Annotated in this window: 25 protein-coding genes and 2 tRNA genes; 11 read left to right on the forward strand and 16 right to left on the reverse strand. The window is 37.6% G+C overall.

What is annotated here, in order from left to right; all coding sequences use genetic code 11:
• Positions 1-3: 3 nt before the first annotated feature.
• The 5 genes from EI546_RS11285 to mce all read right to left on the reverse strand — a co-directional run bounded on the left by EI546_RS11285 (position 4) and on the right by mce (position 2,993).
• Complete coding sequence (locus tag EI546_RS11285; protein ID WP_128250636.1) at positions 4-315, reverse strand: GIY-YIG nuclease family protein; 312 nt, start codon at positions 313-315, stop codon at positions 4-6.
• A gap of 328 nt (positions 316-643) precedes the next feature.
• Positions 644-1,933 carry an IS1380 family transposase gene (locus EI546_RS11290; RefSeq protein ID WP_164905152.1) on the reverse strand — a complete coding sequence of 430 codons (1,290 nt, stop codon included), beginning with the start codon at positions 1,931-1,933 and terminating at the stop codon, positions 644-646.
• Positions 1,934-2,053: 120 nt separating this feature from the next.
• On the reverse strand, positions 2,054-2,365 hold the full coding sequence (locus tag EI546_RS11295) for a GIY-YIG nuclease family protein (protein ID WP_128250636.1): 312 nt from the start codon (positions 2,363-2,365) through the stop codon (positions 2,054-2,056).
• A 47-nt stretch (positions 2,366-2,412) separates the two neighbouring features.
• Positions 2,413-2,486 (reverse strand) — tRNA-Ile (locus EI546_RS11300).
• A gap of 93 nt (positions 2,487-2,579) precedes the next feature.
• Complete coding sequence (mce, locus tag EI546_RS11305; protein WP_128250638.1) at positions 2,580-2,993, reverse strand: methylmalonyl-CoA epimerase; 414 nt, start codon at positions 2,991-2,993, stop codon at positions 2,580-2,582.
• Positions 2,994-3,131: 138 nt separating this feature from the next.
• Between mce and rbfA the strand changes: the two genes are divergently transcribed.
• Complete coding sequence (rbfA, locus tag EI546_RS11310) at positions 3,132-3,527, forward strand: 30S ribosome-binding factor RbfA (protein ID WP_205649735.1); 396 nt, start codon at positions 3,132-3,134, stop codon at positions 3,525-3,527.
• Position 3,528: 1 nt separating this feature from the next.
• Positions 3,529-4,734: an ABC transporter permease gene (locus EI546_RS11315; RefSeq protein ID WP_128250639.1), complete on the forward strand. Its 1,206-nt coding sequence runs from the start codon at positions 3,529-3,531 to the stop codon at positions 4,732-4,734.
• 24 nt (positions 4,735-4,758) lie between these two features.
• Here EI546_RS11315 and EI546_RS11320 read toward each other — a convergent pair whose 3' ends face one another.
• From EI546_RS11320 to EI546_RS11330, 3 genes are all read right to left on the reverse strand, one after another.
• The gene (locus EI546_RS11320) at positions 4,759-5,415 is read right to left on the reverse strand and encodes an FAD-binding oxidoreductase (protein ID WP_128250640.1); all 657 of its coding nucleotides are present in this window, start codon (positions 5,413-5,415) and stop codon (positions 4,759-4,761) included.
• A 156-nt stretch (positions 5,416-5,571) separates the two neighbouring features.
• A complete protein-coding gene (gene dusB / locus EI546_RS11325; RefSeq protein WP_128250641.1) occupies positions 5,572-6,564 on the reverse strand; it encodes a tRNA dihydrouridine synthase DusB in 993 nt (330 codons plus the stop codon).
• Positions 6,565-6,810: 246 nt separating this feature from the next.
• On the reverse strand, positions 6,811-7,416 hold the full coding sequence (locus EI546_RS11330; protein WP_128250642.1) for a hypothetical protein: 606 nt from the start codon (positions 7,414-7,416) through the stop codon (positions 6,811-6,813).
• A gap of 271 nt (positions 7,417-7,687) precedes the next feature.
• Between EI546_RS11330 and lepA the strand changes: the two genes are divergently transcribed.
• On the forward strand, positions 7,688-9,484 hold the full coding sequence (gene lepA, locus EI546_RS11335) for a translation elongation factor 4 (RefSeq protein WP_128250643.1): 1,797 nt from the start codon (positions 7,688-7,690) through the stop codon (positions 9,482-9,484).
• Here the strand turns inward: lepA and EI546_RS11340 are convergent.
• Positions 9,481-9,714: a hypothetical protein gene (locus tag EI546_RS11340; RefSeq protein ID WP_128250644.1), complete on the reverse strand. Its 234-nt coding sequence runs from the start codon at positions 9,712-9,714 to the stop codon at positions 9,481-9,483. The two genes, lepA and EI546_RS11340, sit on opposite strands and share 4 nt — an antisense overlap.
• A gap of 36 nt (positions 9,715-9,750) precedes the next feature.
• Complete coding sequence (locus EI546_RS11345) at positions 9,751-11,619, reverse strand: cation:proton antiporter (RefSeq protein WP_128250645.1); 1,869 nt, start codon at positions 11,617-11,619, stop codon at positions 9,751-9,753.
• Between the two features lie 137 nt (positions 11,620-11,756).
• Between EI546_RS11345 and EI546_RS11350 the strand changes: the two genes are divergently transcribed.
• The 5 genes from EI546_RS11350 (at position 11,757) to EI546_RS11370 (ending at position 18,542) form a co-directional block, all read left to right on the forward strand.
• A complete protein-coding gene (locus tag EI546_RS11350) occupies positions 11,757-12,617 on the forward strand; it encodes an MBL fold metallo-hydrolase (RefSeq protein ID WP_128250646.1) in 861 nt (286 codons plus the stop codon).
• Positions 12,618-12,632: 15 nt separating this feature from the next.
• Positions 12,633-14,303 (forward strand): S8 family peptidase, encoded by a 1,671-nt coding sequence (locus EI546_RS11355; protein ID WP_128250647.1) that lies wholly within the window; start codon positions 12,633-12,635, stop codon positions 14,301-14,303.
• Positions 14,300-16,156: a M1 family metallopeptidase gene (locus tag EI546_RS11360; protein ID WP_240673103.1), complete on the forward strand. Its 1,857-nt coding sequence runs from the start codon at positions 14,300-14,302 to the stop codon at positions 16,154-16,156. Before EI546_RS11355 ends, EI546_RS11360 begins: the two co-directional genes overlap by 4 nt.
• 147 nt (positions 16,157-16,303) lie before the next feature.
• Positions 16,304-16,690, forward strand: coding sequence for a ribonuclease P protein component (gene rnpA / locus EI546_RS11365; RefSeq protein ID WP_128250648.1), 387 nt, complete (start codon positions 16,304-16,306; stop codon positions 16,688-16,690).
• A gap of 229 nt (positions 16,691-16,919) precedes the next feature.
• The gene (locus tag EI546_RS11370; protein WP_128250649.1) at positions 16,920-18,542 is read left to right on the forward strand and encodes a S41 family peptidase; all 1,623 of its coding nucleotides are present in this window, start codon (positions 16,920-16,922) and stop codon (positions 18,540-18,542) included.
• An 11-nt stretch (positions 18,543-18,553) separates the two neighbouring features.
• On the opposite strand, the gene EI546_RS11375 is transcribed toward EI546_RS11370, so the two are convergent.
• Positions 18,554-19,537 (reverse strand): T9SS C-terminal target domain-containing protein, encoded by a 984-nt coding sequence (locus EI546_RS11375; protein WP_128250650.1) that lies wholly within the window; start codon positions 19,535-19,537, stop codon positions 18,554-18,556.
• 220 nt (positions 19,538-19,757) lie between these two features.
• On the opposite strand from EI546_RS11375, the gene EI546_RS11380 reads away from it, so the two are divergent.
• On the forward strand, positions 19,758-20,129 hold the full coding sequence (locus tag EI546_RS11380; protein ID WP_128250651.1) for a hypothetical protein: 372 nt from the start codon (positions 19,758-19,760) through the stop codon (positions 20,127-20,129).
• A 14-nt stretch (positions 20,130-20,143) separates the two neighbouring features.
• On the opposite strand, the gene EI546_RS11385 is transcribed toward EI546_RS11380, so the two are convergent.
• From EI546_RS11385 to EI546_RS11395, 3 genes are all read right to left on the reverse strand, one after another.
• Positions 20,144-20,593, reverse strand: coding sequence for a GNAT family N-acetyltransferase (locus EI546_RS11385; RefSeq protein ID WP_128250652.1), 450 nt, complete (start codon positions 20,591-20,593; stop codon positions 20,144-20,146).
• 94 nt (positions 20,594-20,687) lie between these two features.
• A complete protein-coding gene (locus EI546_RS11390; protein ID WP_128250653.1) occupies positions 20,688-21,119 on the reverse strand; it encodes an RpiB/LacA/LacB family sugar-phosphate isomerase in 432 nt (143 codons plus the stop codon).
• A 676-nt stretch (positions 21,120-21,795) separates the two neighbouring features.
• Positions 21,796-22,035, reverse strand: coding sequence for a DUF2007 domain-containing protein (locus EI546_RS11395; RefSeq protein ID WP_128250654.1), 240 nt, complete (start codon positions 22,033-22,035; stop codon positions 21,796-21,798).
• A 110-nt stretch (positions 22,036-22,145) separates the two neighbouring features.
• Here EI546_RS11395 and EI546_RS11400 point away from each other — a divergent pair, with 110 nt between their 5' ends.
• Both EI546_RS11400 and EI546_RS11405 read left to right on the forward strand, forming a co-directional pair.
• A complete protein-coding gene (locus EI546_RS11400) occupies positions 22,146-24,386 on the forward strand; it encodes a ribonuclease R family protein (RefSeq protein ID WP_128250655.1) in 2,241 nt (746 codons plus the stop codon).
• Between the two features lie 132 nt (positions 24,387-24,518).
• Entirely contained in the window at positions 24,519-25,232 is a 714-nt protein-coding gene (locus EI546_RS11405; protein ID WP_128250656.1) for a LysE family translocator, read from the forward strand.
• 203 nt (positions 25,233-25,435) lie between these two features.
• Here EI546_RS11405 and EI546_RS11410 read toward each other — a convergent pair.
• Positions 25,436-25,506, reverse strand: a tRNA-Cys gene (locus tag EI546_RS11410).
• Between the two features lie 97 nt (positions 25,507-25,603).
• On the reverse strand, positions 25,604-25,960 hold the full coding sequence (gene folB, locus EI546_RS11415) for a dihydroneopterin aldolase (protein ID WP_128250657.1): 357 nt from the start codon (positions 25,958-25,960) through the stop codon (positions 25,604-25,606).
• Positions 25,961-25,989: the final 29 nt, after the last annotated feature.

The following is a 25,989-nucleotide window of genomic DNA, read 5'->3' on the forward strand; positions in this document are numbered from 1 at the left end:
GAGTCAGGTGCCTTTGTCGCATTTATTTCTATAAAGATCTAAAATTCTTCCGCACATTTCTGGATATTTCCTGAGATTTCGAATATAGGTTTTGCTTTTCATCCGCTTGATATGTCTTTCCACTGCAATTGCTTGGTCGGTACACTCACATTTTAAACTGAAGAACAATTCCCAATCCGTGGTCAGAACAGTATAGGTATTCCGTCCATAAGTTCCTTTGTTGTGCTTGGCAATCCTGTCCATAAGGTTTCCTTGGGTAAACCCGATGTAGAACTTATCCTTAAGTTTGGAATATAGAATATAGCAATGCGACATAACAAAAAAAGCCACTCGAATTCGGGGAGTGGCTTTTGGATAAATTGTGGTCCCACCTGGGCTCGAACCAGGGACCACCTGTCCCGATAGTTCCTAGATTCCGCATGTCTACTTTAAAGCATGTTATTTTAAGGTTTATAAAATAGAAATGTTCCTGTTTCTTATTTGAGTTACGTTACTCAAACTTCATTTCATTTTTGAGATCTGATTTTTTGTATTTTCGGGGTAAAGGTGAGTCATTTTGATCAATTGGGGCAATATCTACCTGGGTCGAATTTTTCTCGGCCTTTCCAAATCTCCATTTATCCCTTTTGCTTTCTTGGCATCCCTAAGTATGGTAATCTTTGGATGAGTAAATCCTTAACTTTAGCTGTCTGCCCTGTTTGACCCACTTAGCGGGCAACGTGATAAATCTAAAAATGAATTTTTTCATCCTGAAATTGGGTTTTAAAAACCTGTTCCTTTCAGAAAAATACCGAATGACCTTGTTGTATAGGTTCCTGAATATTGCTGTAAAATACAGGAACACAAGATTTTTGTTCAGGGATGAAAAGGGCATGTTGTTCCAGCCAAAATCGTTTTTAAGGATATCGAACTGGCGCTCCATATTTCCCCTTTGATTATAGAAAGCCGCAACGCTCTTGGTGTCTTGGTCAAAGTCGTTTGTCAGTATAGCCCTGTACTCATAGGCGTCATGGGTGAACAGGTCTATCTGCCCGTCCTTTTTCGGTTTTCTTTTTACGACCAGCCTGTATTTTTGGACCAGTTTTTTTGTTCCCGCATATTTTTTAAAGGGTATGATATCTATTGACCCTACTTCAAGAGGGCCCTCTTTATCTTCCATTTTTTCCCAATTGGCAACTCGTGAAAAATGTTTCTCGACATAACTGTTCCGGCATCCTATATAAAAATACCCCACCTTGTTCTGCAGCAAAGAAATGACATCGAATTGGTACGATGCCGCGTCAGCTCTGAAGTAATCTATTTTCTTTATCTTTTTGGACTCCAATAGATCAAATACCCTTTCGAGGGTATCTGCCTGAAAAGACTTTGCATCGGAGTTCCCGTTTCTGTTCTCAATATAGAGGATATGCTCTTCGTTTATCGTACATACGCCCGGCTGATACCCATACCCTTTTTTGTAGGTCATCTTGCTGTCCTGTTTTTCATTGAAAACGATCGTGTTGTCGTAATCGATGGTAAGCTTGCCGGATTTAAAAACCCCCAGTTTTTTAAGGATATCTATATTGAGGCCTTCCAGCCTTGAGTTTGTGCAGTATTGGTGTGCCACAACGCCTCTCTTGGTCTGACAGGTCTGGGTCTGTTCGGCAAGCTGGGACAATCTCCTCAAAACAGTGTCGGGGCTTGCCAGCTTTACAAAGGGATTGTTTGCAAAATGTGTTCTCAAATGGCTCTGTAGGTCTTCGACACAGCCCCCTCCACAGAGATAAACTGATTTTAGTGAATAGAAAATATCCTTCCAGGAATATTTGCTCTGATTGGGCATGGGAGGCAGGGCCTCATTGCAAATTTGGTCGACATTCATCCTGTTCAGGTAGTCAAAAACAAAATTTGCTCCTCCGAAAGCGGATATCGGATCTGATTTTATTATCTTCACATCTGTAGTATTAGGCAACACTAATTTAAGTGAATATTACACAGCTGCAAAGCTTTATCCAATAAGGTTTTGCAGCATTTTTCTTTGAAGTCTTGCGGATATTAGGAGTTATCGGGAGAGTCAGGTGCCTTTGTCGCATTTATTTCTATAAAGATCTAAAATTCTTCCGCACATTTCTGGATATTTCCTGAGATTTCGAATATAGGTTTTGCTTTTCATCCGCTTGATATGTCTTTCCACTGCAATTGCTTGGTCGGTACACTCACATTTTAAACTGAAGAACAATTCCCAATCCGTGGTCAGAACAGTATAGGTATTCCGTCCATAAGTTCCTTTGTTGTGCTTGGCAATCCTGTCCATAAGGTTTCCTTGGGTAAACCCGATGTAGAACTTATCCTTAAGTTTGGAATATAGAATATAGCAATGCGACATAACAAAAAAAGCCACTCGAATTCGGGGAGTGGCTTTTGGATAAATTGTGGTCCCACCTGGGCTCGAACCAGGGACCACCTGATTATGAGTCAGGTGCTCTAACCAACTGAGCTATGGGACCGTTGGTAATTTTATTCCCTTTTACCTTCTTTCTATTGGGTAAAGTTGCATAAAAAGGATTGCAAATGTAAAACACTTTATAAAGGCAGCAAAATTATTTTAAGTTATTGTCAATATCTTGACAAAGTTCCACCAAAACCCCATTTGTGGATTTGGGATGTAGAAAAATAACAAGTTTATTATCAGCCCCTTTCTTTGGAATTTCATTTAAAAGTACGAATCCTTCCTTTTGAAGGCGCTCCATTTCACTCTTAATGTCTTTCACCGCAAAGGCTATGTGATGGATACCTTCTCCACGCTTTTCAATAAACTTTGCGATAGGACTATCCGCTCTGGTGGCTTCCAGCAATTCAATCTTGCTCTCTCCGCATTCAAAAAAGGATGTTTTAACCCCTTCACTTTTCACTTCTTCACTTTTATAAGGCGCAACCCCAAGTAAAGCTTCATAAATTTTATTTGCTTCGGAAATATTTTTTACGGCTATACCAATATGTTCTATTTTTTCCATCAATGAAAGTTATTCTCAATCCTAATAATAAAGAAAATTTGAATTTGAATTCAAAAATACAAACTTAATCCTATTGTATTTCAACATCCTCCACACTCAATTTACATTCGGTATGTTATAAAGTTCTATTTTTGCAGTATGATAGAAAGCAACAGACAAAAAAAGATTGCAGGAGTTTTGCAAAATGATTTAGCAAACGTGCTCCAGAATATGCTACGCGAGGCGGGCCAGCTGGGAATTATTATATCGGTAAGCAAAGTTTCCGTTACCACCGATCTCTCCATCGCAAAAGTGTATGTAAGTATATTTCCGGCAGATAAGGCAGAAAGTATTACCCAAGAACTGAATAAGATTAAACCGAATATTAAGCATCAAATTGCACAGCTTACAAAACACCAGCTGCGAAAAATGCCTGATTTAAATTTTTACAACGACGATTCCTTGGAATATATCGATAAAATTGACAAAGCTGTAAAAGGAACGGAAAATCCTCTTAAAAATCCGGATCTACTTCCCAAACGAAAAAAATCGTAATTTGAACTTTTCGCTCTACATCGCCAAGCGCTATCTGTTTTCAAAGAGCAGCAATAATGCCATCAATATAATTACCATTATTGCGGCTATAGGTGTGGTTGTAGGAGCATTTTCGTTATTTATAGTAATGTCCGGTTTTTCAGGATTAAAAGATTTTAGTCTTCAGTTTACAACCGTTTTTGACAGTGATTTAAAGGTCCTGCCCGAGCGCGGCAAGACACTCGATTTTTCTACTGCTCAAAAACAACAGCTCAGTGCGCTGGAAGGTGTAGATGTTTTTTCTGAAATAATTGAAGAGCGGATTTTTCTTCATTATAAAGGAAAAAACCATATCGCCTATATAAAAGGGGTTGATTCACTTTATGGACAGGTAACCCAGCTGGATAGTATTATCTACTTTGGGGATTGGCTGGAACCAAACCAGCATGAAGTGGTAGTGGGATATACCATAATCGCCAAACTGTCTATGGGAGTCCGGGATTATTCCGATCTTTTGGAAATGTATGTTCCAAAACCTGGCACAGGACAAATAAACACACTAGATCCAACACAGGCATTTAGCAAAGAAAGTGTGGTAGTTTCAGGAGTTTATCAAGTAAACGAGGATCTAGATGGAAAATACGTTTTTACTGATATCGATTTTGCCCGCAATCTACTTTCCCTTCCAAAATCGAAAGTCTCCTCTCTTGAAATAAAGCTAAAACCGCATACATCGGAAAAAGAAATACGTAATGAGATTCAGAAGATTTTTCCGGAAAATATCCTGATAAAAAATCGGATACAACAGAATGATGCGCTTTATAAAATGCTGAACACCGAAAATATTGCGGTCTATTTGATTTTTACATTGGTTTTAATTATTGCTCTTTTTAACGTGATTGGTTCAATAATTATGATGATTCTGGACAAGCAGAAAAATATTAAAACCCTTCATAATATGGGAGCTTCACTCGAAGAAATACGGCAAATCTTCTTCCTTCAGGGGACTTTAATGACAGTTTTAGGTGGTATTTTAGGAATCGCAATTGGTATTATAGCAGTATCTCTCCAGCTGAAATATGGTTTAATCAACATCACAAGCACTCTGCCATATCCCGTAAAACTTAAGCCGATCAATGGATTTATTGTTTTTGCTACAATAAGTATCTTAGGTATTATTTCTTCCCTTATCGCCGCAAGTAGGGTTCGGGAAAAATTGATTACTTAGTATTCAACGAAATTAGGAAGTGCCCTAAATAATTAAATATTCCGGTTTTGCTCCAAGACTTACCAAAGCCTCACATATCTCTTCCGTAAATATTTTAGGCCCGCACACATAGAAACGGAAACTGAAATCCCCAATATTTTCAATTAAAAATTTTCTGTCAATCCTTCGTTCCCTAAACCCAATTACACCTTCTCTGGTGAATACATTCTTGTAGCCCGGACCTAACATTTTAGTTAATTCGTCGTGAAGAATAATATCATCGCGGGTTTTATTGGAATATAGCAACGCCACATCCCGAATATTCTCACTATGATAAAGCGCTCTGAAAATCGCAATAAAAGGAGTAATGCCCGTTCCTCCAGCAATAAAAATTCCCGGACCTTTATATTTAATTGTACCGAAAACATCGTGAAGTATTAACTCGGCTCCGGGATTAAGTTTTCCCAACTGTGAAGATACCCCGTTGTGATCATCGTAAATTTTGATGATAAACTCCAAATAATCCCAATGGTTTAGTGAGGTAAAGGTGTAAGGTCTTATCTGATCCTCCCAACCAGGAAGATCAATAGAAATATGCGCAGATTGTCCAGGTGCATATTCGAAATCTGCCGGTTTTTCAAGAACAAGACGCTTTACGTCATGGGTAATAAAATGGGTACTGAGTATTTTTAACCGCTGCATTATTTTAGTTTAGGCTTTAAAGGTAGAAAGTATTTATGAAAAAAAGCCTGAATGCGAAAAGCCTCCTTGGGGCTTAAATACTTATTATTGGCATTTATACAGTTTTAAATTCGCTAATACCTGATTATCTGCCCGATGGTTATTTAATTTCGGATATTAAGCAAACTCATAATCCCCAAACACCTGCAAAACCTCGTCAAAAGCTTCAAATACTGAAGCAGCATCATCACTGGTTACCATTTTCATTCGGTATTCCTTAAAATCTGGAATTCCTTTAAAATAGTTGGTATAATGACGACGGGTCTCAAAAACCCCTAATTTTTCCCCTTTCCAGTCTATTGCCATTTGAAGATGGCGTCTGGCAGCCTCTACACGCTCCAACATTGTTGGTGGCGATAAGTGTTCGCCGGTTTTGAAATAATGTTTCACTTCTTTAAAAAACCATGGATAACCTATGCTGGCACGACCTATCATCGCCCCATCCAATCCGTACTTGTCGCGCATTTCCATCGCTTTTTCGGGTGTATCCACATCGCCATTCCCGAAAATAGGGATGTGCATCCGTGGGTTGTTTTTTACTTCAGCAATTGGTTTCCAATCGGCATCTCCTTTATACATCTGTGCTCGCGTGCGACCATGTATGGAAAGGGCTTGGCAACCTACATCCTGCAAACGCTCGGCAACTTCCAATATTCGAATGGAATCATGATCCCAGCCCAGTCGAGTTTTTACGGTAACCGGAAGTTTGGTATGTTTTACCATGGCATCGGTAAGACTTACCATTAAATCTATATCTTTTAAAATTCCTGCGCCCGCCCCTTTGCAAACTACTTTTTTTACCGGACAGCCAAAGTTAATATCAATAATATCCGGTCCGCTAGCTTCAACTATTTCCACCGTACGTAGCATGGATTCCAAAACTGCTCCAAAGATCTGGATGCCAACAGGGCGTTCTTTTTCATAAATATCCAATTTCATAACGCTTTTGGCCGCATCGCGGATCAAACCCTCGGAAGAAATAAATTCGGTATAAACCACATCGGCACCTTGTTCCTTACACAAAGCACGAAAAGGTGGGTCGCTAACGTCCTCCATTGGAGCGAGTAATAATGGAAATTCACCCAGTTGTATGTTTCCTATTTTTGGCAATTTTTCTAATTTAGAATTGCAAAAGTAGTGATTATCAAGAAAAGAGAAATAATAATTAACTAGGTACTAACTGATTTAGATGGCGTAGTTTAATAGGAAGCAAAAAAAGAGACTGGAAAAATCCAATCTCTCTCTTGTTTATAGTTGGTGTTGAAATCATTTAGCAAACTTCTTTATTCTATTTGGGATATATTCAGAAAATAACATTCATAGTTCTCTCTGAAACCCTAAAAAAATTAAGCAAGTTTATATTTTCTCACACAATCCGTCACCATCAATTATAATTCTACCTTTTTGGTTGTCGATGAAAACGCCGCCAGGATTACCGTGGTTATCTTTCATAAACAGCGCGAACTGAACATCTTTTATTCCATCTTCAGTCATTGTTCCACTAATAACCATTGCCGTATCAGCCTTATAACCTGATATATCGGTTTCTGTAATTAGAAATACAGTAAAACCTTTTCCACTCCCTGAAATAAAGGAACCATCTCCTATATCCCTCTGTACTCCAGTTGTGTGAAAACCTGAAAAATCTACGTTAAGACCTATCTGGTTCATAAATTTCATTTGGTAGTCTGGAAAGCTCATCCCAGGATAGTCTCCCTGAACATTTGACTTCTGTAGAATAACTGGAGCCATTAAAAATTCTCCCGCTATGTTTGGAGGCGTATTTCCAGTGTTAATAATCAGGCCGAGATCAAGAAGTGTTTCTAAAAGATCTGCTCCCAAAAATTCTGCTACAGAATCTTGTGACCCGTCAAACTCGCCAGCTTTGTTATCGTCGTCTTTTGAACAAGAAACAAATAAAACCAATGACAATATCATCAGTAGTGATAGTGATTTTTTCATAATTAAAATTTTATGTTAGTTAGTTTGGCAAGATAGTGTTTTTTAATAATAATTTTTAAATTTTAATTAAAAGCATAATTTATACTGAATATCTATTGAATTAAATAATAATCCCACATCCCGAAATCCCTCTGTCGTTTCATAAAAGAAAAAATATTCAGAAAGATCTGTAAAAAGTCCTCATCCATTTTTCATTTATCTACATCGCTGTCAATTAAAATTATCGCTCAATTAATCTATATTTGCAGATTAAAGCCTGAGAAGGGATTATATGAAGAACATTCGGAATTTTTGCATCATTGCACATATTGACCACGGAAAAAGTACTCTTGCGGATAGACTTTTGGACGCTACAGGAACTGTAACCAGTCGAGAAAAACAAGAACAATTGCTGGACACAATGGATCTGGAACGCGAACGCGGAATCACGATTAAAAGCCACGCAATTCAAATGGATTATGAATATAACGGTGAAAAATATGTTCTTAACCTTATTGATACTCCCGGCCACGTGGATTTTTCATATGAAGTTTCCCGTTCTATCGCCGCTTGCGAAGGTGCACTTCTTATTGTAGATGCCGCACAAAGTATCCAGGCCCAGACCATTTCAAACCTATATTTAGCACTGGAAAATGATTTGGAAATTATCCCGATAATGAACAAAATAGATTTACCTTCTGCCAACCCCGAAGAGGTTGCAGACGATATAGTTGATCTATTGGGATGTACTTATGAAGAGATTATTCCCGCGAGCGGTAAAACTGGACTCGGAGTGGAAGAAATTCTAAAGGCTATTATTGAACGTGTTCCCCCACCAAAAGGAAATCCAGAGGAATCACTGCAGGCCTTGATATTCGATTCGGTTTACAATCCATTTCGAGGAGTTGAAACGTATTTTCGCGTATTGAATGGGGAAATCCGAAAAGGACAGCACATCAAGTTTATGGCTACAGGAAAATCCTATTTTGCGGATGAAGTAGGAACCTTGAGACTAAAACAATTCCCCAGAGAAGTCATTAAGACTGGAGATGTTGGCTACCTTATTACCGGGATTAAAGAGGCGAAAGAGGTTAAGGTGGGAGATACAATCACCGATTCTAAAAATCCCACAAAGAATATGATTGCGGGTTTCGAAGATGTGAAACCGATGGTTTTCGCGGGAATCTATCCTGTCGATACCGAAGATTATGAAGAGCTGAGAAATTCAATGGAAAAACTTCAGTTGAACGATGCTTCTTTGGTCTTTGTCCCCGAAAGCTCTGCGGCCCTGGGATTTGGTTTCCGTTGTGGATTCTTAGGAATGCTGCATTTGGAAATCATTCAGGAGCGACTTGAACGCGAGTTCGATATGACCGTAATTACTACAGTACCAAACGTATCGTACCGCGCTTATACCAATAAAGATCCCGAAACTCCAATTTTGGTGAATAACCCGTCAGATTTGCCAGATCCGTCGAAACTGAATCGAGTGGAGGAGCCCTATATTAAAGCGACGATTATAACCAAATCTGATTATGTGGGTCCAGTAATGTCCCTATGTATAGAGAAAAGAGGTGAAATAGTTAACCAAACATATCTCACAACGGAGCGGGTTGAACTTACCTTCGATATGCCTTTGGCCGAAATTGTTTTTGATTTTTACGACAGATTAAAAACGATTTCAAAAGGATATGCTTCCTTTGATTATACCCCAATTGGGATGCGTACTTCCAAACTTGTAAAGGTCGATTTACTTCTCAATGGAAATATTGTGGATGCACTTTCCGCACTTCTCCACGCCGACAACGCCTATGATATTGGAAAACGAATTTGTGAAAAACTCAGAGAACTTATCCCAAGACAACAATTTGATATTCCCATTCAGGCAGCCATCGGCGCAAAGGTCATTGCTCGTGAAACTGTAAAGGCCTTACGTAAAGACGTTACGGCAAAATGTTATGGCGGAGATATTTCGCGTAAACGAAAGCTATTGGAAAAGCAGAAAAAAGGGAAAAAGAAGATGCGCCAGATTGGGAATGTTGAAATTCCGCAGGAAGCCTTTATGGCAGTTCTAAAATTAAACGATTAATTAACCGCTCCGCATTGAACTCCGGATTCTTGTAATCCCGATAGATAGGTATCGTACGGAGTTCCGGTGTTATCACCATTTACAGAAGCATTGCCATCACCTTCTTGGCAAAGTTCAAAGCTTAATGTATCTGGAGAGGAACAAGTAATACAGGTTACGGCTTCATCCTTTTTACAGGAAAAGATGGATAGGCTAAATAGAATTCCTAAGAAAAGGGCAGGCTTTTTCATTGCACGGTTTTTATTGGAAACGGAAAAGAATCATAATTATTTTTTACTTTTTCCTTCATTCGTAGATCGGGTAGCATTTACTACGTCTTCAAAATCCATGGGTTTCCCTAAATAGACTAAATTTGAACCTGCTTCGATTTCCAGATCGCTGGGAGAATTTATCAGTTCCAAAAATCCATCTTCACGTTTCAAAAACAACGGAATAGCGTCTTCATTATTTCCGATAATACTCAATACTCTCAAAAACTGGTTATGTGTTTCAATGGGAATTTCTTGAATACTCGGAAAATCTTGAGCCACCTCCGTAAACCGTGCATAATCATGTGTATAGGAAAATAACTCTTTAATAGAGAGATCATCTCGGTGTCGCATTTCTTCCGAAGTTATCAACCGAAAAGTTCCGTTCTCGCCGAAGAACTTTCCAAATCGACTTATTGCCTGCTTGTTGATCTCGTCGTTCCCTGTCATTGCCAGTAAATACCCAACATCGTTCAATTCTATATTATCACTTAGATCATCGGCATAAATATCGGAAGTAAAAGCTTCAAGTCCCAATTCCTTTGCTCTATCGATGTTCAGTTTGTTTGAATCTACCAAAACCACGTGACGCCCGTTCTTTTGTAAATAAGTAGCAATCAATCTTGAAACTTTTGAGGCTCCAACCATTAGAATTCCTTCAGATTTTTTAAGAAAAACTCCCATCCATTTAGCCATTACTCTTGCCGTAGTCGCGTTTAAAATCACGGTAACCAAAACAACGGCAAAAACCAAAGGAGTAATATATTCTGCCCCGATAACACCTTTTGAAACCAATTTCGATCCAAATAAGGATGAAATACCCGCTGCCACAATTCCCCTAGGGCCAACCCAGCTTATAAACAATTTTTCATTGGTTTTTAAGGAAGATCCCATAGTGCTGATAAATACCGTGAGAGGTCTAAGAACAAAAATTACTATGGCGAGCAAGATTGCCGTTTTCCAATTATAAACTAGCAATAAATCCTCCACACTTATATTGGCCGCCAATAGAATAAACAGAATGGATACCAACAGAACGCTCAGTGATTCCTTAAAATATAGCAGTTCCTTCAAACTTGGTAGATCGCTATTACCAAGAAACATTCCCATTACAACCACCGCCAACAAACCTGATTCATGAGCAAATAGATCGCTTAAAACAAAAATTGCCATTACCAACGATAGAGAAACAACATTAGCCAGATAGTGCGGTACAAACTTCTTTTTGATGGAAAAGTACAAGGCATAACCGGCGGTAATCCCAAAAGCAAAACCAATTAGGATTATTTTTCCAAATTCTATCAAAGCTTGTTTCGTATAGCCCGAATCGCCCTCAATACTTATAAATTCATAGACGAGAACAGCTACTAAGGCTCCAATAGGATCGATTAGAATACCTTCCCAGCGCAAGACTGCCGCAACTTCCTTTTTCAAAGGAATGTGCCTTAAAATGGGTCCGATAACTGTTGGACCTGTTACTACAATCAAAGCGGAAAATAAAAAGGAAATTCGCCAATTCAATCCAAAAACGTAATGGGCCGCAACACCGGCGCCAATAAAAGTAATCGCCGCGCCAATGCTGATAAGTTTACCTATGGAACCGCCAACTTTTGAAATTTCATTCTTTCGCAAAGTGAGACCACCTTCAAACAGAATAATTCCCACCGCAAGAGACACAAAATAATAAAGATTTTCTCCAGGAAAAAGCCCGTATTCTCCATCCCAGATAGGAAGGAGCCATTGACTACCATCGGCGGAAAGGAATGTAGAAAGTGGGCCTACAAGAAGGCCAATCAAAATTAATGGAAGAATTGCAGGGATTTTCAGCTTCCATGCCACCCACTGTGCTAAAATCCCCAAAATTATAATTCCTCCTAGTTCTACCATTAAAATATAGGTTTTGGTAAATTAAGGATTTTTCAATTCCATGGAATACCAATGAATTGTTAAAAATAGTATAATTAATTTAGACTTCGGAGTGCGAGTGAGTCGCTTTTGCTAATTTGCGGGCAATTCTTCAGATTATGAATTTATACCCAATTGAGGCCGGAAATTTTAAACTGGACGGCGGAGCCATGTTTGGTGTGGTTCCCAAAACCTTATGGACCAGAACCAATCCCGCTGACGAAAATAATATGATCGATATTGCCGCTCGATGCCTCCTCATTGAAAATGGAGATCGACTTACTTTGATCGATACGGGAATGGGCAACAAACAGGATGAAAAATTCTTTGGGTATTACTATCAGTGGGGCGATTTTAATCTTGATGACTCATTAAAAAAATACGGTTTTCATAGAGACGACATTACAGATGTGTTTTTGACCCACCTTCATTTTGACCATTGCGGAGGAGCTATACAATGGAACAAGGACAGAACAGGGTACGAACCCGCTTTCAAAAATGCTTCGTTTTGGAGCAATAAAGATCACTGGAAATGGGCTACAGAACCCAATAGACGGGAAAAAGCATCTTTTTTAAAAGAAAATATTCTTCCTATGCAGCAAAGTGGTCAACTAAAATTTGTAGATGCACCTTCCTCAGATTTCGCTACGGCAAAGGAGATGGATTTTGGTATCCTCTTTGTAGATGGCCATACAGATAAACAAATGTTACCCCATATAAATTACAAAGGCAAAACTTTGGTCTTTATTGCAGATTTACTCCCAACCGCTGGACACTTGCCGTTGCCTTTTGTAATGGGTTATGATACTAGGCCATTATTAACTCTTCCAGAAAAGGAAAAATTCCTCAAACTTGCCGCCGATAATAATTTCTATCTCTTTTTAGAACACGATGCCACCAATCAAATAATTACAGTTAAAAACACCGACAAAGGCGTTCGACTTAATGAAACCCTAACACTTAATGACTTTATTAATTAATTCTTCTTTTAGAAAATGAAAACAATCAAAACCTCTTTAATCGCAGTTGCTATAGCAGCTGTAATGGCTAGCTGTGGAAGTACCGCACCTATTGTAGCCACACCGATACAAAACGTTTCTCCTACCCTACGAAAAAACGCAGAGCTTACAAAAGACCAATTAAAAAATTGGAGTGCTATGGACCTGGTGAGAGATACCGTTCCGGGAATGAGCGTTGACAGAACATATGCCGAACTTATAAAAAATCGGAAGGGTGAAATAGTAATTGTGGGAGTGATTGACAGTGGTGTTGATATTGATCACGAGGACTTAAAGAATGTAATTTGGACCAATCCAGGAGAAATTCCAGGAAATGGTATAGATGATGACAACAACGGGTTTATTGACGATATTCACGGATGGAACTTTTTGGGCGATATTATTGGTGAGAATATGGAATTTGTTCGAATCGTTAGAAAGCTAGAACCAAAATATGATGGCAAATCTGAGTCTTTAATAAGCGCGGCAGATAGAAAAGAATATGCCTTATATGAAAAGGCCAAAGCTGAATTTGAAAAGGAACTATCTGAAACTACATTAAATAAGGAGCGATACCAGCAAATGCTTGCGCAATTAAAACCTGCACATGAAGCCATTTCTGCCAAGCTTGGAAAAGAAGATTATACCCAAGAAGATTTAGAAGGAATCAAAAATCCCTCGCCTATGGAACAACAACAAATAGCAATGTTAAGCCAAATGCTGAATTATTCAGATAGTATTCCAGAGGTTTTGGACCAAATGAATAAAGGATTGGATTATTTTCAGGACAGATTGGATAACCATTTCAACACAACTAAGAATTTTAGAGGCGTACTTGGAGACGACCCAGATGATCTTTCAGACAATAAATATGGAGATAACAAGGTAGCTAGTTCTGAACCATCTCGCGAAAATGTAAAACACGGAACCCACGTTGCCGGAATAATTGCGGCCCAGAGAAACAACGGGATTGGTATGAATGGCGTTGCCAATAATGTACAGATTATGGCCGTTCGTGCGGTACCCGATGGAGATGAATATGATAAGGATATTGCCTTGGCAATCCGTTATGCGGTGGACAATGGCGCAAAAGTTTTGAACACAAGTTTTGGAAAATACTATTCTCCCCATTCACAGTGGGTTTATGATGCTCTAAAATATGCCGCTTCAAAAGACGTATTGATTGTGAATGCCGCTGGAAATGATGGTTTTGATCTTGATACCGTAAATATTTATCCAAACGACCAAATAGATAATGGCCCAGAGATGGGAGATACTTTCCTTACTGTTGGAGCATTGAATTATGAGTATGGAGATAAATTGGTAGCCAACTTCTCAAACTACGGAAAAATCAATGTGGATGTTTTTGCTCCTGGAGTTAAAATTTGGTCTACCACACCTTTAAACACATACGAATTCTTACAAGGAACCTCCATGGCTTCTCCTGAAGTGGCTGGTGTCGCTGCCGTAATCCGTTCATATTACCCAAAACTTTCCGCAGCTCAGGTAAAACAGATTTTAATGGATAGTGGAATATCTCCAGATATCGAAGTAATCTTGGGAGGAGATCCCTCAAACACGGAATTGTTTTCTAACATTTCAAAATCCGGAAAAATGGTTAATATGTATAATGCCTTTATTATGGCCGATAAGATGTCGAGACAATGAAACAGGAAATAATGGGCTATTTTTTCGGTTTTATATTATTTACAACATCGGTATTTTTTAATCTATCGAACGCTCAGGGAAACACCTCATATTGGCAACAGAATGCAGATTATAAAATGGACGTTCAGATGAACGTGAAAAACTTTCAGTATAAAGGGAAGCAAGAATTAACCTACACGAATAATTCTCCGGATACCCTAAACAAAGTTTTTTATCATCTTTATTTTAATGCTTTTCAGCCTGGCAGTGAAATGGATGTCCGTTCTCGAACAATTGTAGATCCAGATAGTCGAGTGGGAGATAGGATTTCCAAACTTTCCCCTTCAGAAATAGGATTTATCAAACCTACTTCCTTCACTCACGATGGCCAAGTAACAAGTTTTGTTATAAAAGGTACGGTAATGGAAGTAAAGCTATATAAGCCCATACTTCCGGGAGAAACCACTGTTTTTAAAATGAATTGGGATGGGCAGGTACCACTTCAGATCCGTCGTTCTGGAAGAGATAGTGCAGAAGGGGTTGCACTAACAATGACCCAATGGTATCCAAAACTAGCGGAATATGATTTTGAAGGATGGCATGCAGATCCTTATATAGCTCGCGAATTTTTTGGGGTTTGGGGCGACTACGATGTTACCATTACTATCGATCAAGCTTATACCGTGGGCGGAACTGGCTATCTCCAAAATCCTGGAGCTGTAGGTCATGGATATACGGCTCCCGGCCAAAAGCCGATGCCTGCCGTAAAAGGAAAATACACTTGGCATTTTATTGCACCGAAAGTACACGATTTTGCGTGGGCAGCAGATCCTAACTATGTTCACGATATCTATCCTGGACCAAATGGGGTTACACTCCACTTCCTTTACAAGGATGATCCGGAAATTGCTGAGAACTGGAAAGCACTACAACCGAAAACGGCTGCTCTAATGGAGTTTTTCAATGAACATGTTGGTCCGTATCCCTATGAACAGTACTCTGTAATCCAAGGAGGGGACGGAGGAATGGAATATGGTATGTGTACTATGATTACTGGAGGTCGTGAATTGGGAAGTCTTGTTGGAGTAACTGCACACGAGCTGGCCCATTCTTGGTTTCAGTTTGTTCTGGCAATAAATGAAAATAAATATGAATGGATGGACGAAGGCTTTACAACATATATTTCCGACGAGGCAATGAATTATGTAATGGGCAATAAAAATCCAAATCCTCACGCGGGCTCCTATAGAAGCTATTTATTTTTGGCCAATACAGACGATCAACAACCGCTCACTACCCACGCCGATCGTTATGCTACTAATCGTACATATGGAATCAGCGCTTATGGTAAAGGTTCCATATTTTTAACGCAACTAGGGTATATAATTGGTCCGGAGAACTTGTCTAAAACCTTAAAGCGTTTTTATTCAGATTTTAAGTTTACCCATCCCACTCCCAACGATTTTATCCGAACAGCAGAAAAGGTATCGGGATTTGAGCTGGACTGGTATTTAACCGATTGGACAAAGACCATAAATACCATCGATTACGGAATTAAGGAAGTTGAAAAGAGCGTTACTAAAACTAAAGTTACTTTGGAACGTATAGGACTTATGCCTATGCCAATAGATCTATATGTTACTTATGACGATGATACACAGGAATTATTCTACATTCCACTGAGAATGATGTGGGGCGAAAAGCCGAATCCATTTACGGATTTAAAACGAACGGTGTTGGAAGATTGGCCTTGGACAAATCCTACTTATACCTTTGAAATTGACAATGGTAAAAAAGTTAAGAACATGATGATTGACGCCACTAAAAGAATGGCAGACATAAATCCTGAAAACAATTTTTGGGAAGCCAAATAATAGATCCATTAAGGTGATATGGACCCTGAAGATTTTAAAATCTTTGGGGTTTTTCTTTTTAAATAAGGATTATGATGGAATATCTATTGATACAATCATCTTAGATATCTTCAAATAAACAAAGTCATTATTCATTACTTTTACGGCATGGATTACCGCTTTCCAAAAACCGAAAGACTCAAGAGCTCCAAAAAAATCGAAAAATTATTTTCGAAGGGAAAAACCTTTACAAAATATCCCCTCAAAATATTTTTTTTTTCGGAACCAATTCAATCTGAAGCGAATGAGAACTTTAAGAATAATCTCATTGCTTTTGCAGTTCCAAAACGGAGTTTTAAATTGGCCGTCGATAGAAATAGAATTAAACGGCAATTGCGGGAAACCTATAGACTAAATAAACATCTGCTTCCCAAAAATGAAGACAAAAGATATACCATGTTATTTTTGTTCTTGGGCAAAGACAAACTACCTTACGCACAACTAGAGAAAGCGATGGTAGGAATTCTTACGAAATTAAGGAATGAACATACTTAGGTTCAGAGAACACTTTTTATATTTCAACTTACCAAAAGGAGGTTTTAGATGGGCATAAACTTTTTGTTTCTATTTTATATCTTTAGGCTCGTATTTTTCGTTTGGATGGGTAGTGCTTGCCGCTTAGATGAATGATAATAATTCCGAAGAGAAAAAAATCAAAAAGTTACAAACAGGTGAAGGCTTTAAGAATAGGTCTTAGTAACTTGAAACGCAAAAAATAGAGAATATGAAAAAGAGAATATTAATTCCCATAGTTGCCCTAGGTATATTTTTTACGACGGTAAGTTTCAAAAGTGATTTTTTCGAAATCGCTAAACAAATCGAAATCTTTACCACCCTATTTAAGGAATTGAACATGAACTATGTGGATGAGGTTACTCCGGCCACACTAATGGACAAGGCAATAAAAGGGATGTTGGAGGATTTAGATCCTTATACAGTCTATTGGAACGAACAGCAAGTAGAAGATGCCAAAATTAATAACTCGGGAATTTACACGGGCATTGGAGCATCGGCACAAAGCCGAAAGGATAAAATTATAATTGTTGAGCCCTATAAAGATTATCCAGCTGATAAAGCCGGGTTAAAAGCTGGGGATGAAATCATAAAAATTGGCAATATACCCATAACCGATTTAGCTGAAGATGCCGGCGACCTACTAAAAGGAGCTCCCGGATCTACTGTCGATGTAACTTATATAAGACAAGGAAAAACTGCCACAACAACTATTACCCGTGGTGCTGTGGAGCTCAAAGCAGTTCCTTTTTACAAATTGATTAATAACGATATTGGATATATCGTTTTAAGCCAGTTTAATAGCAAAACTACCTTAGAGACCAAAGATGCGTTAGTAGATTTAAAATCTCAGGGAGCGAAAAAAATCATTTTAGACCTGCGCGGCAATCCTGGCGGACTTTTGGATCAGGCCATCAGCGTTGTAAACCTATTTGTGGATAAGGGACTAGTGATTACTACCACAAAATCCGTAATTCAACAATACAATCAAGTTTATAAAACCAAATTTGAACCCGTTGATACTGAGATTCCTTTAGTTGTTTTAGTAAATGGAAGAAGTGCCTCTGCCAGTGAAATCGTTTCCGGCGGACTGCAGGATTTAGATCGTGCTGTAATAATTGGGGCACGCAGCTTTGGAAAAGGCTTGGTACAACGTCCAAAAAAATTGACTTACGGAACGCAATTAAAAGTAACCATTTCTCGCTATTATACCCCAAGCGGTAGATGTATCCAAGCATTGGATTACTGGCATCGCGACGAAAATGGAGATCCAATCCGTAAGGATCCTAAAGAATACAATGCATTTAAAACCCGCGGAGGAAGAACTGTTTATGATGGAGGTGGAATTCTTCCAGACATACAGTTGGAATCGGCAGCGTATAGCCCCATTACAACGGCATTGCTAAAAGACAACGCTATTTTTGACTATGCCACCAAATACTATTACAGCCATAATATGACGGATTGGAAAAACTTTAAATTTTCGGATGCTGATTTTCAGGATTTCCTTAAGTTTTTAAAGACCAACAATTTCGAATTCGAAACCGAGACTGAAAAGAAATTTGCCGAAGGCTTAAGAACTTCTGAAGATGATGGAATGAACAAAGAAATTTCGGCAAGTTATAACCAACTATTAGTGGCGATTAATAAAGCCAAGGATAAGACTGTTCTTGAAAAAAGAGTTGAGATTGAGTCCTTGTTAACAGACGAAATTTTAAAGCGATATTTCTATCGTGAAGGTCTTTATAATTACCAAATAGAGCATAATCCAGAAATTAAGGAAGCTGTGGCCGTATTGGATAATACAAGTAGATATAATAAGATTTTAAAGTAAGGAATGACCTCTCACTTCTGAAGTAAATAATGTTCCAAATATGGCGAAAGGTCTAGGGTATAAAGGTGCTGCATCGTGCCCGTAGGATCAAAACGTTCATTGGTAATAAAATAATTTAGACCATCATTTGTGGTAATCGCTTCTACTTGATAAAAAGGAAGATCTATATGCAATTTACGTTTATTGCCACCAAAAAAATCATTTCCCTTAAAATCATATAATAAAAAAACAAAGGGTTGCAGTAAGAAATCATATCCGGACAAGGCTATTATTCCTTCAGTTTTTTTGTAGACCGCGCCAGTAATCAACCCATTTATGTTATAGAAACTGTGCAATTTTGCCGTGTGTGCGCCAGGGGTTTTAGGTAATTTATATACTCTCGTTTTATAAGTTTTCCAAGCCTTGGTGAATAGAAAGATGGAGTCATCGGTTATAATAAATGCCTCACAATCAAGATCGGTATTATTTGGGCCTTGAGGTGAATAATCGGTTTGATCTTCATAACTAAAATAAATATTGTCCATTTCCGGAGTAGTGCTCAAAATTGAGCTCTTGCTCACTCTTATAATTTTTAGATCTCGGCGATTTCCATTTTCATTATTTCCAAAATCTCCTATATATATATAATGCTCATCCAGAGAAATTTCCTCCCAGTCTACGTTGATTTGGGGTTCAAGCGAGAGATTTCCCGAAATAGCGCCATCCGCAGGATTAATTTTATAAAGAATAGGATCTTGACTATCATTATGCGTCCACAGCATATCCTCCCAATAAATCAACCCTGAAGTTTCAGAAAGTACATCATCCAAAGGATAAGCACTAATTATAGAAACCATATCAGCTTTATAAACACAACTGCCATTATTTTCTGTCGCATCTTTTTTAAAATTATTGGCCAAGGAATCCGTACAACCTTCCTGAGACTGAATATTACCACAGACCGAATAGAAAAGTGTGAATGTTAGTATGATTTTCTTTAAAATAAGTGTCTTCATTTTACTTCAAGATTATCAAATTAATACCAATGAGAGGAAATTCAGTTCACGTTATATTTATTTACAAATGCGATTTAAAGGAAATAACATAATTAAATTATTACAAATTTTCATTAAAATCAACATTATTAATAGATTAGAAGTGTTATTAACAGATTCGCTTAGACAGTTAACATAAGGTTAACCCCTTGTTTATCAATATTTTCGTAATTTAGCGGGTATGACAAAATCAGAAAGAGACGAAAACAAGGAGATTCTTTTAGAATCTGTTGCCTATTTAGAGAACCGGGGCTTCGAACACATACAGGCCGATGTGGAAGGTTATGAAATTCCCAAATCCTATTATAAAAAAGATAGCGATGTTGTAATTACGCCGGATATAGTTGCCGACCGCGCAGGCATTAAACATTATTTTGAAATCAGTTTAAAATCTGATAAGCCGAGATTGCTTAAATCGAAATGGCAATTTCTGGATACCCTCACACGAATGCGAAACCAACGATTTAAAATTATTACTCGCCGTGGCCATTACAAATTTACGGATGAAATGCTGAAAGATCTGAATTTGGAAAAAAACCTTATTAAGTTATAAGGAAGTTCTGAATTTCAATCTTTTTTAGATCGGACCATAGCTATATGGGGAATTCCATCTTCAGAATACCTATTACCTACTGTTTTAAATCCATGATTTTCGTAAAAAGTAACTAAATATGTTTGAGCCGATATCTTTATGCTATCGGCTTTAAATTTTAAGTTGATAGCCCGGATCGCAGCTGTGGTAATTTTATGGCCATAGCCTAATTTCCGATAATTTTCTCGTACTAAAACTCTTCCTATAGCCGCTTGATCAAAATAATCGCCGGCTTTAAAACATCGGGCATAAGCCACTAAAATTCCATCTTCCCAACCTAAAATATGTAGAGCAACCTCATCTTTACCATCAATATCTGGATATACACAATCTTGTTCTACAACGAAAACTTCACTCCGAAGACGCAATAACTCATATAATTCCTCTTTACTTAATTCCGTGAAATTTTTAACTGTAACATCCATAGGTTTACATTGGTAAAATCATTTTAAAACAATTTCGGCTTAGAATAGAGTATTGTAAGATTACGAAATTTGATGAAGAAAAATTTTGATCTATTTATGAACAAGATATCTTTTCTACCCTTCCTTGATGGCGGCCGCCTTCAAACTCAGTTTCCAGAAAAGTTTTTACCATTTCGATCGCCTGAATTTTACTGATAAACCGTGCCGGTAAACTCAAGATATTTGCATCATTATGCTGCCTAGCAAGGGCCACAATCTCCTTCGACCAACAAAGTGCAGAACGTACTTTTTGATGTTTATTTGCCGTCATATTTGCGCCATTGCCGCTACCGCATATAATAATACCTAAATCGGAAATACCATTTTCAACGTCCTTGGCAACTGGATGTATAAAATCTGGATAATCTACGCTTGATTCCAAATCTGTTCCATGGTTGGTAACTTTATGCCCAGCCTTTTCCAAATCCTGTATAATCGCGAACTTGTATTCAGTTCCTGCGTGGTCGTTTCCTATAGAAATGTTCATATCCTTTTTTTTTGACAAAGATAAGAATTCGTCCACAGAAATTTTAGGTCTTTTGATTAACGTATAGCTTATTCTAAGCTTCTTATAAAATTCAGACTAAAACGGAGTCAGAATTTATTATTATTATAAAACCTTAATAAACAATAAATTAAGTTCGCTTTTTTAGAGAGCAGTAATTCAAAATAAATTCTTAATATTAAGTTAACAAGGATGTTAATAAATGTTCAATGAAATGCAGTAAATAAAATTGCAGATATAGATTTAATTTTCAATATGCTGGAAATTCACTGACAAACAAATTAAATGACCAAATCTTACTGCCCATTTATGAGATGAAATATTGGCTTTACCAACAGGGAATTTTTCAAAACTTATTCCTTAAAAAACCAAAAAAAGGGTTGTTCACAGCTGTTGATTACTTCTCTTATTCCTTTCATATCAAGCAAATTGAATCTTAATTCTATGTTAACAACCTTTTATTAAGTACCGATAAATTCATTTCAAAATAAAATACCAAAAAGTTATCCCTCTTATTAACAGCCCATCATAATCATCATTTTTCTTTTTAAAAATTTCAAAAAAAACAATAATGAATTTATATATGTTGACAACTAAAAAGACGGGCTTTTTTAAAATCTTGAATGGATTAAAAAAGAAATGAATTTATTCTAGTATGCTAAACAATTTTTAAATTGGAAGGATTATTTAAATCGTTTATAATCTTTTCGGCCAATTCCCTATCCTCGACATGAACTTGTAGCCTTATTCCGCCAATGGCATTGGAGTAAAATGGGAAAACACTGATCATTGTTTCATTTTGAAAGAAATATCTAATTTCTTCCTGATCGAAGAGTAATTTTAATACGGCGTATTCCGCGGGATATTGAAAGATTGCAATAGTCTCAAAATTCTTCATAAATTCATTTTATAAACGGGATGAGAAGCCATACTAAGGTAATAAATCTTTGCTAATCTAAACTTGCCATTGCCTGAGAAGTATTACATTTACGATAATTAGAATAAATTATGCCGAAATATAAAAAGAAGAAGAATAAAATTGAAAATCTTTCCCAAACCATACTAGATATTCTTCGGAAAGATCATTCAAAACCCTATACCTACAAACAGATTGCTGCTAAATTACAATTGGATGATGCGAGCAGCAGAAATCAAATAATCAAAAAACTTAAGGACTTACAGCACAAAGGCAGCATTCAGGAAATTGAGCGCGGCAAGTATATTCTTACACCTTCCCAAAATTATTATACAGGAAGGGTCGACATCGCTGGTCGTGGCCAGGGTTACATTATTGTTGAGGATTTAGAAGACGACATATTTGTAAGTAATAAAAATCTGAATAAAGCACTAAATGGTGATACGGTCGAAGTGTATGTTTTTAAGAGAAAAAGAGGTGGAAAATCTGAGGGGGAAGTAACAAAAATCCTAGAACGTAAACGGACGGAATTTGTAGGAACCATTCAGGTGCATGACAATTTTGCTTTTGTAAATGTTAGCGACGGTAAGATGTACACCGATATTTTTGTTCCAAAGGATAAAATAAATGGAGCCAAAAATGGTGAAAAGGTATTGGTTGCCATGGAAGATTGGCCTGAAAAAGCCGAATCTCCTTTTGGTAGTGTTATTAAAATTCTTGGAATGCCCGGGGAGCACAATACTGAAATTCATTCTATTCTCGCCCAATATGGACTGCCGTATGAATTTCCGCAGGAGGTTGAAGATTATGCCAATCAAATTGATACTTCCATCAAGGAATCCGAAATTAAGAAACGAAGGGATATGCGAAGTGATCTTACTTTCACCATAGATCCAAAAGATGCGAAGGATTTTGACGATGCCCTTTCTTTTAAAAAATTAGAAAATGGTAATTACGAAATTGGGATCCATATAGCCGATGTTTCGCATTATGTAACTCCAGGCAACGTGCTGGACGATGAAGCTTATGAAAGAGCTACTTCCGTTTATTTGGTAGATAGAGTAGTTCCGATGCTTCCTGAAATCCTTTCCAACAATGCCTGTTCCCTTCGTCCTGATGAAGAAAAATATACTTTTTCTGCGGTGTTTGAAATAAATCCAAAAGCAGAGGTTGTTAATCAATGGTTTGGGAAAACGGTCACTCTTAGCGATGCTCGTTTTGCTTATGAAGAAGCGCAACACATTATAGAAACAAATGAAACTTCGAGCACATCGTATTCGCCTGGTATAAACTCTGTCGAGAAGTCTTTTAATTTTGAAATCCCGGCAAATATTTCAATCAGCGATAAGGAATATGTTGTTAAACCCGAAATAGCTGAAGCAATCTTAGAAATGGATAAGCTTGCGAAAATATTACGAAGGAAAAGAATGCGCGCAGGAGCGATCTCCTTTGACAAAGTAGAAGTAAAATTCATTTTGGATGAAAATAGCAATCCTATTGGAGTTTATTTTAAGGAAAGCAAGGATGCTAATAAATTGATTGAGGAGTTTATGCTTTTGGCAAATAGAAGTGTGGCCGAATATATAGGAAAGCAAAAACCACAAAAAACATTTGTTTACCGAGTTCACGATGAACCTGATGATGAAAAAATTGCTGCTTTGGAAAATATTATTAAGCGCTTTGGTTATAAATTGAATACCAAGGACCGTCATTCCACGGCAACATCAATGAACAAACTTTTAAAAGATGTTCAGGGAAAGAAGGAACAAAACTTAATAGATACCCTTGCTATTCGCAGTATGAGCAAAGCAATATATACTACCCATAATATTGGACATTACGGACTCGCCTTTGATTATTATACACACTTCACTTCACCCATTCGGCGGTATCCAGATATTATGGTCCACCGACTGTTGCAACATTATCTGGAAAACGGTAAATCGGCGAATGAAGAAGAATACGAGGAAAAATGTGCCCACTGTAGCGATATGGAGAATCTTGCAACTAATGCCGAACGCGATAGTATTAAGTATATGCAGATTAAGTATATGCAAGATCATAAAGATGAAGAGTTTGTAGGTGTTATTTCTGGAGTTACCGAATGGGGAATTTACATAGAAATTATATCCAATAAATGTGAAGGGATGGTTCGATTACAGGACCTTCAGGATGACCGATTCGAATTTGATCGCGATGAATATGCGGTTATCGGGCAGCGCACGCACAATGTCTATCGTTTAGGTGATGAAGTAAACGTAAAAGTAAAAAATGCGGATTTAGTGAAGAAGCATTTAGATTTTACGATGCTGGGACATCATGAGGAAAAATGATGCGGTTTATTGACTTTATTTTTAAAGTGAGAAATTCTATTATATGGGATTGACCTTAATTCCACAACCAATATTAAATAGCACAACATCACAAATTTTTTATCATAAAAAACTTCGTATTTTTACCCGACTATGTTTGACGGCTTACTCTACGCAGCGTTTTATGGATTTTTAATGGCCTTCGCTGTTGGACCTGTTTTTTTTACTTTAATTGAAACTGCAATTACCAAGGGTATAAGAGCTGCTATCTTCTTCGATCTGGGTGCCTTATTTGCTGATATAATATTTATTCTTATCGCCTTTTTCAGTACGAGCAAAATATTGGAAAAGGTTAAACATGATCCTGGATTATTAATCTTCGGGGGAGTCATCCTTATTGCTTATGGGATTATATCTTATATACGCACCAACAAGTCTATTTTTAAAATAGTCAGAGAACATTACGCAGTTAATGTGAAGAAAAATCTGGGAGGATTATTTTTAAAGGGGTTTCTTCTAAATTTCGTGAATTTTGGTGTTTTAGCCGGGTGGATCGGAGTTCTAATAATGGCAAATGCGCTGACATCTTCTGAAAACGGAATTTTCTTATTCGTGGTCACTGTGCTATCAACCTTCTTTTTAATTGATCTTTTAAAAATGGTATTGGCAAAACGGTTAAAAAACAGAATGACGCCGCGATTTATCTTTAAGACGAAAAAGTGGGTAAGTATTCTAATTCTAGCCTTCGGCGTTATTCTCCTCTTCCAAGGAATTTTTCCCAAGGGAATGGAAGCAGGACTTGAAAGAATACCCGGACAAACCCAACTACAGGAAAAACCCATTCCTCCACCAGAAGTTCCGCAATAATCCCAATAAATAGAAAAAGGTTATTTTAAAAAACTCCGCTTCGACCTGGATTTATTTTTAAATTCCTTCCTTATTCACTCCGTTAAAAATAACAACCACAACATTAGTTGAGTTTTATTTTGAGGCGCCGAGCGTCCAGATTCCCCGGGCGGACGGCTGCATTGAGTTCAATAAAAAACCCCAACATCAGTTGAGGTTTTTTGAGGCATCGAGCGGATTCGAACCGCTGTAGCAGCTTTTGCAGAGCTGAGCCTAGCCACTCGGCCACGATGCCCTAAATTCCTATGAAGATGGAAATTTCTTCAGGGAGATTTCCAAGTGAGAGTGCAAATATAAAAGATTAAGTTGAATTCGGCGATTTTAAATTAAATTTACCTTTTCTTCTTCATTGTTACGCTCACCTCTGCTACATCCCCGCCTATGGGAGGATTCTTTTTTGCAACTGTTACCTCCACTTTATTTACCAATTTCACTTGATCCAATACCGAATTCATAATCCGTTGGGCTACATGTTCCAAAAGTTTTGATCGCACGGCCATTTCATTCCGAACAATATTCTGTAGTTCTACGTAATCTACAGTTTCAGAAAGAGAATCGCTTAGAGAAGCAGGTGTAAGATCCACTTTTACTTTCAGATTTACTATATAGTCCGAACCAATGTGGCCCTCTTCATCCAAGCAACCGTGATAGGCATATAGACGAATATTTTTTAATTTGATACTATCCAAAATAGAATGTTAAGATTAATTTTTATGGA

The organism is Aequorivita sp. H23M31 (genome assembly GCF_004022485.1).
Lineage (GTDB): Bacteria > Bacteroidota > Bacteroidia > Flavobacteriales > Flavobacteriaceae > Aequorivita > Aequorivita ciconiae.

Bases quoted from the DNA above. Each gene is read 5' to 3' on its own strand.
- EI546_RS11285 (WP_128250636.1), bottom strand. From the start codon at position 315: ATGTCGCATTGCTATATTCTATATTCCAAACTTAAGGATAAGTTCTAC.
- EI546_RS11295 (WP_128250636.1), bottom strand. From the start codon at position 2,365: ATGTCGCATTGCTATATTCTATATTCCAAACTTAAGGATAAGTTCTAC.
- mce (WP_128250638.1), bottom strand. From the start codon at position 2,993: ATGGAAAAAATAGAACATATTGGTATAGCCGTAAAAAATATTTCCGAA.
- rbfA (WP_205649735.1), top strand. From the start codon at position 3,132: ATGATAGAAAGCAACAGACAAAAAAAGATTGCAGGAGTTTTGCAAAAT.
- EI546_RS11320 (WP_128250640.1), bottom strand. From the start codon at position 5,415: ATGCAGCGGTTAAAAATACTCAGTACCCATTTTATTACCCATGACGTA.
- EI546_RS11330 (WP_128250642.1), bottom strand. From the start codon at position 7,416: ATGAAAAAATCACTATCACTACTGATGATATTGTCATTGGTTTTATTT.
- lepA (WP_128250643.1), top strand. From the start codon at position 7,688: ATGAAGAACATTCGGAATTTTTGCATCATTGCACATATTGACCACGGA.
- EI546_RS11340 (WP_128250644.1), bottom strand. From the start codon at position 9,714: ATGAAAAAGCCTGCCCTTTTCTTAGGAATTCTATTTAGCCTATCCATC.
- EI546_RS11345 (WP_128250645.1), bottom strand. From the start codon at position 11,619: ATGGTAGAACTAGGAGGAATTATAATTTTGGGGATTTTAGCACAGTGG.
- EI546_RS11350 (WP_128250646.1), top strand. From the start codon at position 11,757: ATGAATTTATACCCAATTGAGGCCGGAAATTTTAAACTGGACGGCGGA.
- EI546_RS11355 (WP_128250647.1), top strand. From the start codon at position 12,633: ATGAAAACAATCAAAACCTCTTTAATCGCAGTTGCTATAGCAGCTGTA.
- EI546_RS11360 (WP_240673103.1), top strand. From the start codon at position 14,300: ATGAAACAGGAAATAATGGGCTATTTTTTCGGTTTTATATTATTTACA.
- rnpA (WP_128250648.1), top strand. From the start codon at position 16,304: ATGGATTACCGCTTTCCAAAAACCGAAAGACTCAAGAGCTCCAAAAAA.
- EI546_RS11370 (WP_128250649.1), top strand. From the start codon at position 16,920: ATGAAAAAGAGAATATTAATTCCCATAGTTGCCCTAGGTATATTTTTT.
- EI546_RS11375 (WP_128250650.1), bottom strand. From the start codon at position 19,537: ATGAAGACACTTATTTTAAAGAAAATCATACTAACATTCACACTTTTC.
- EI546_RS11380 (WP_128250651.1), top strand. From the start codon at position 19,758: ATGACAAAATCAGAAAGAGACGAAAACAAGGAGATTCTTTTAGAATCT.
- EI546_RS11385 (WP_128250652.1), bottom strand. From the start codon at position 20,593: ATGGATGTTACAGTTAAAAATTTCACGGAATTAAGTAAAGAGGAATTA.
- EI546_RS11390 (WP_128250653.1), bottom strand. From the start codon at position 21,119: ATGAACATTTCTATAGGAAACGACCACGCAGGAACTGAATACAAGTTC.
- EI546_RS11395 (WP_128250654.1), bottom strand. From the start codon at position 22,035: ATGAAGAATTTTGAGACTATTGCAATCTTTCAATATCCCGCGGAATAC.
- EI546_RS11400 (WP_128250655.1), top strand. From the start codon at position 22,146: ATGCCGAAATATAAAAAGAAGAAGAATAAAATTGAAAATCTTTCCCAA.
- EI546_RS11405 (WP_128250656.1), top strand. From the start codon at position 24,519: ATGTTTGACGGCTTACTCTACGCAGCGTTTTATGGATTTTTAATGGCC.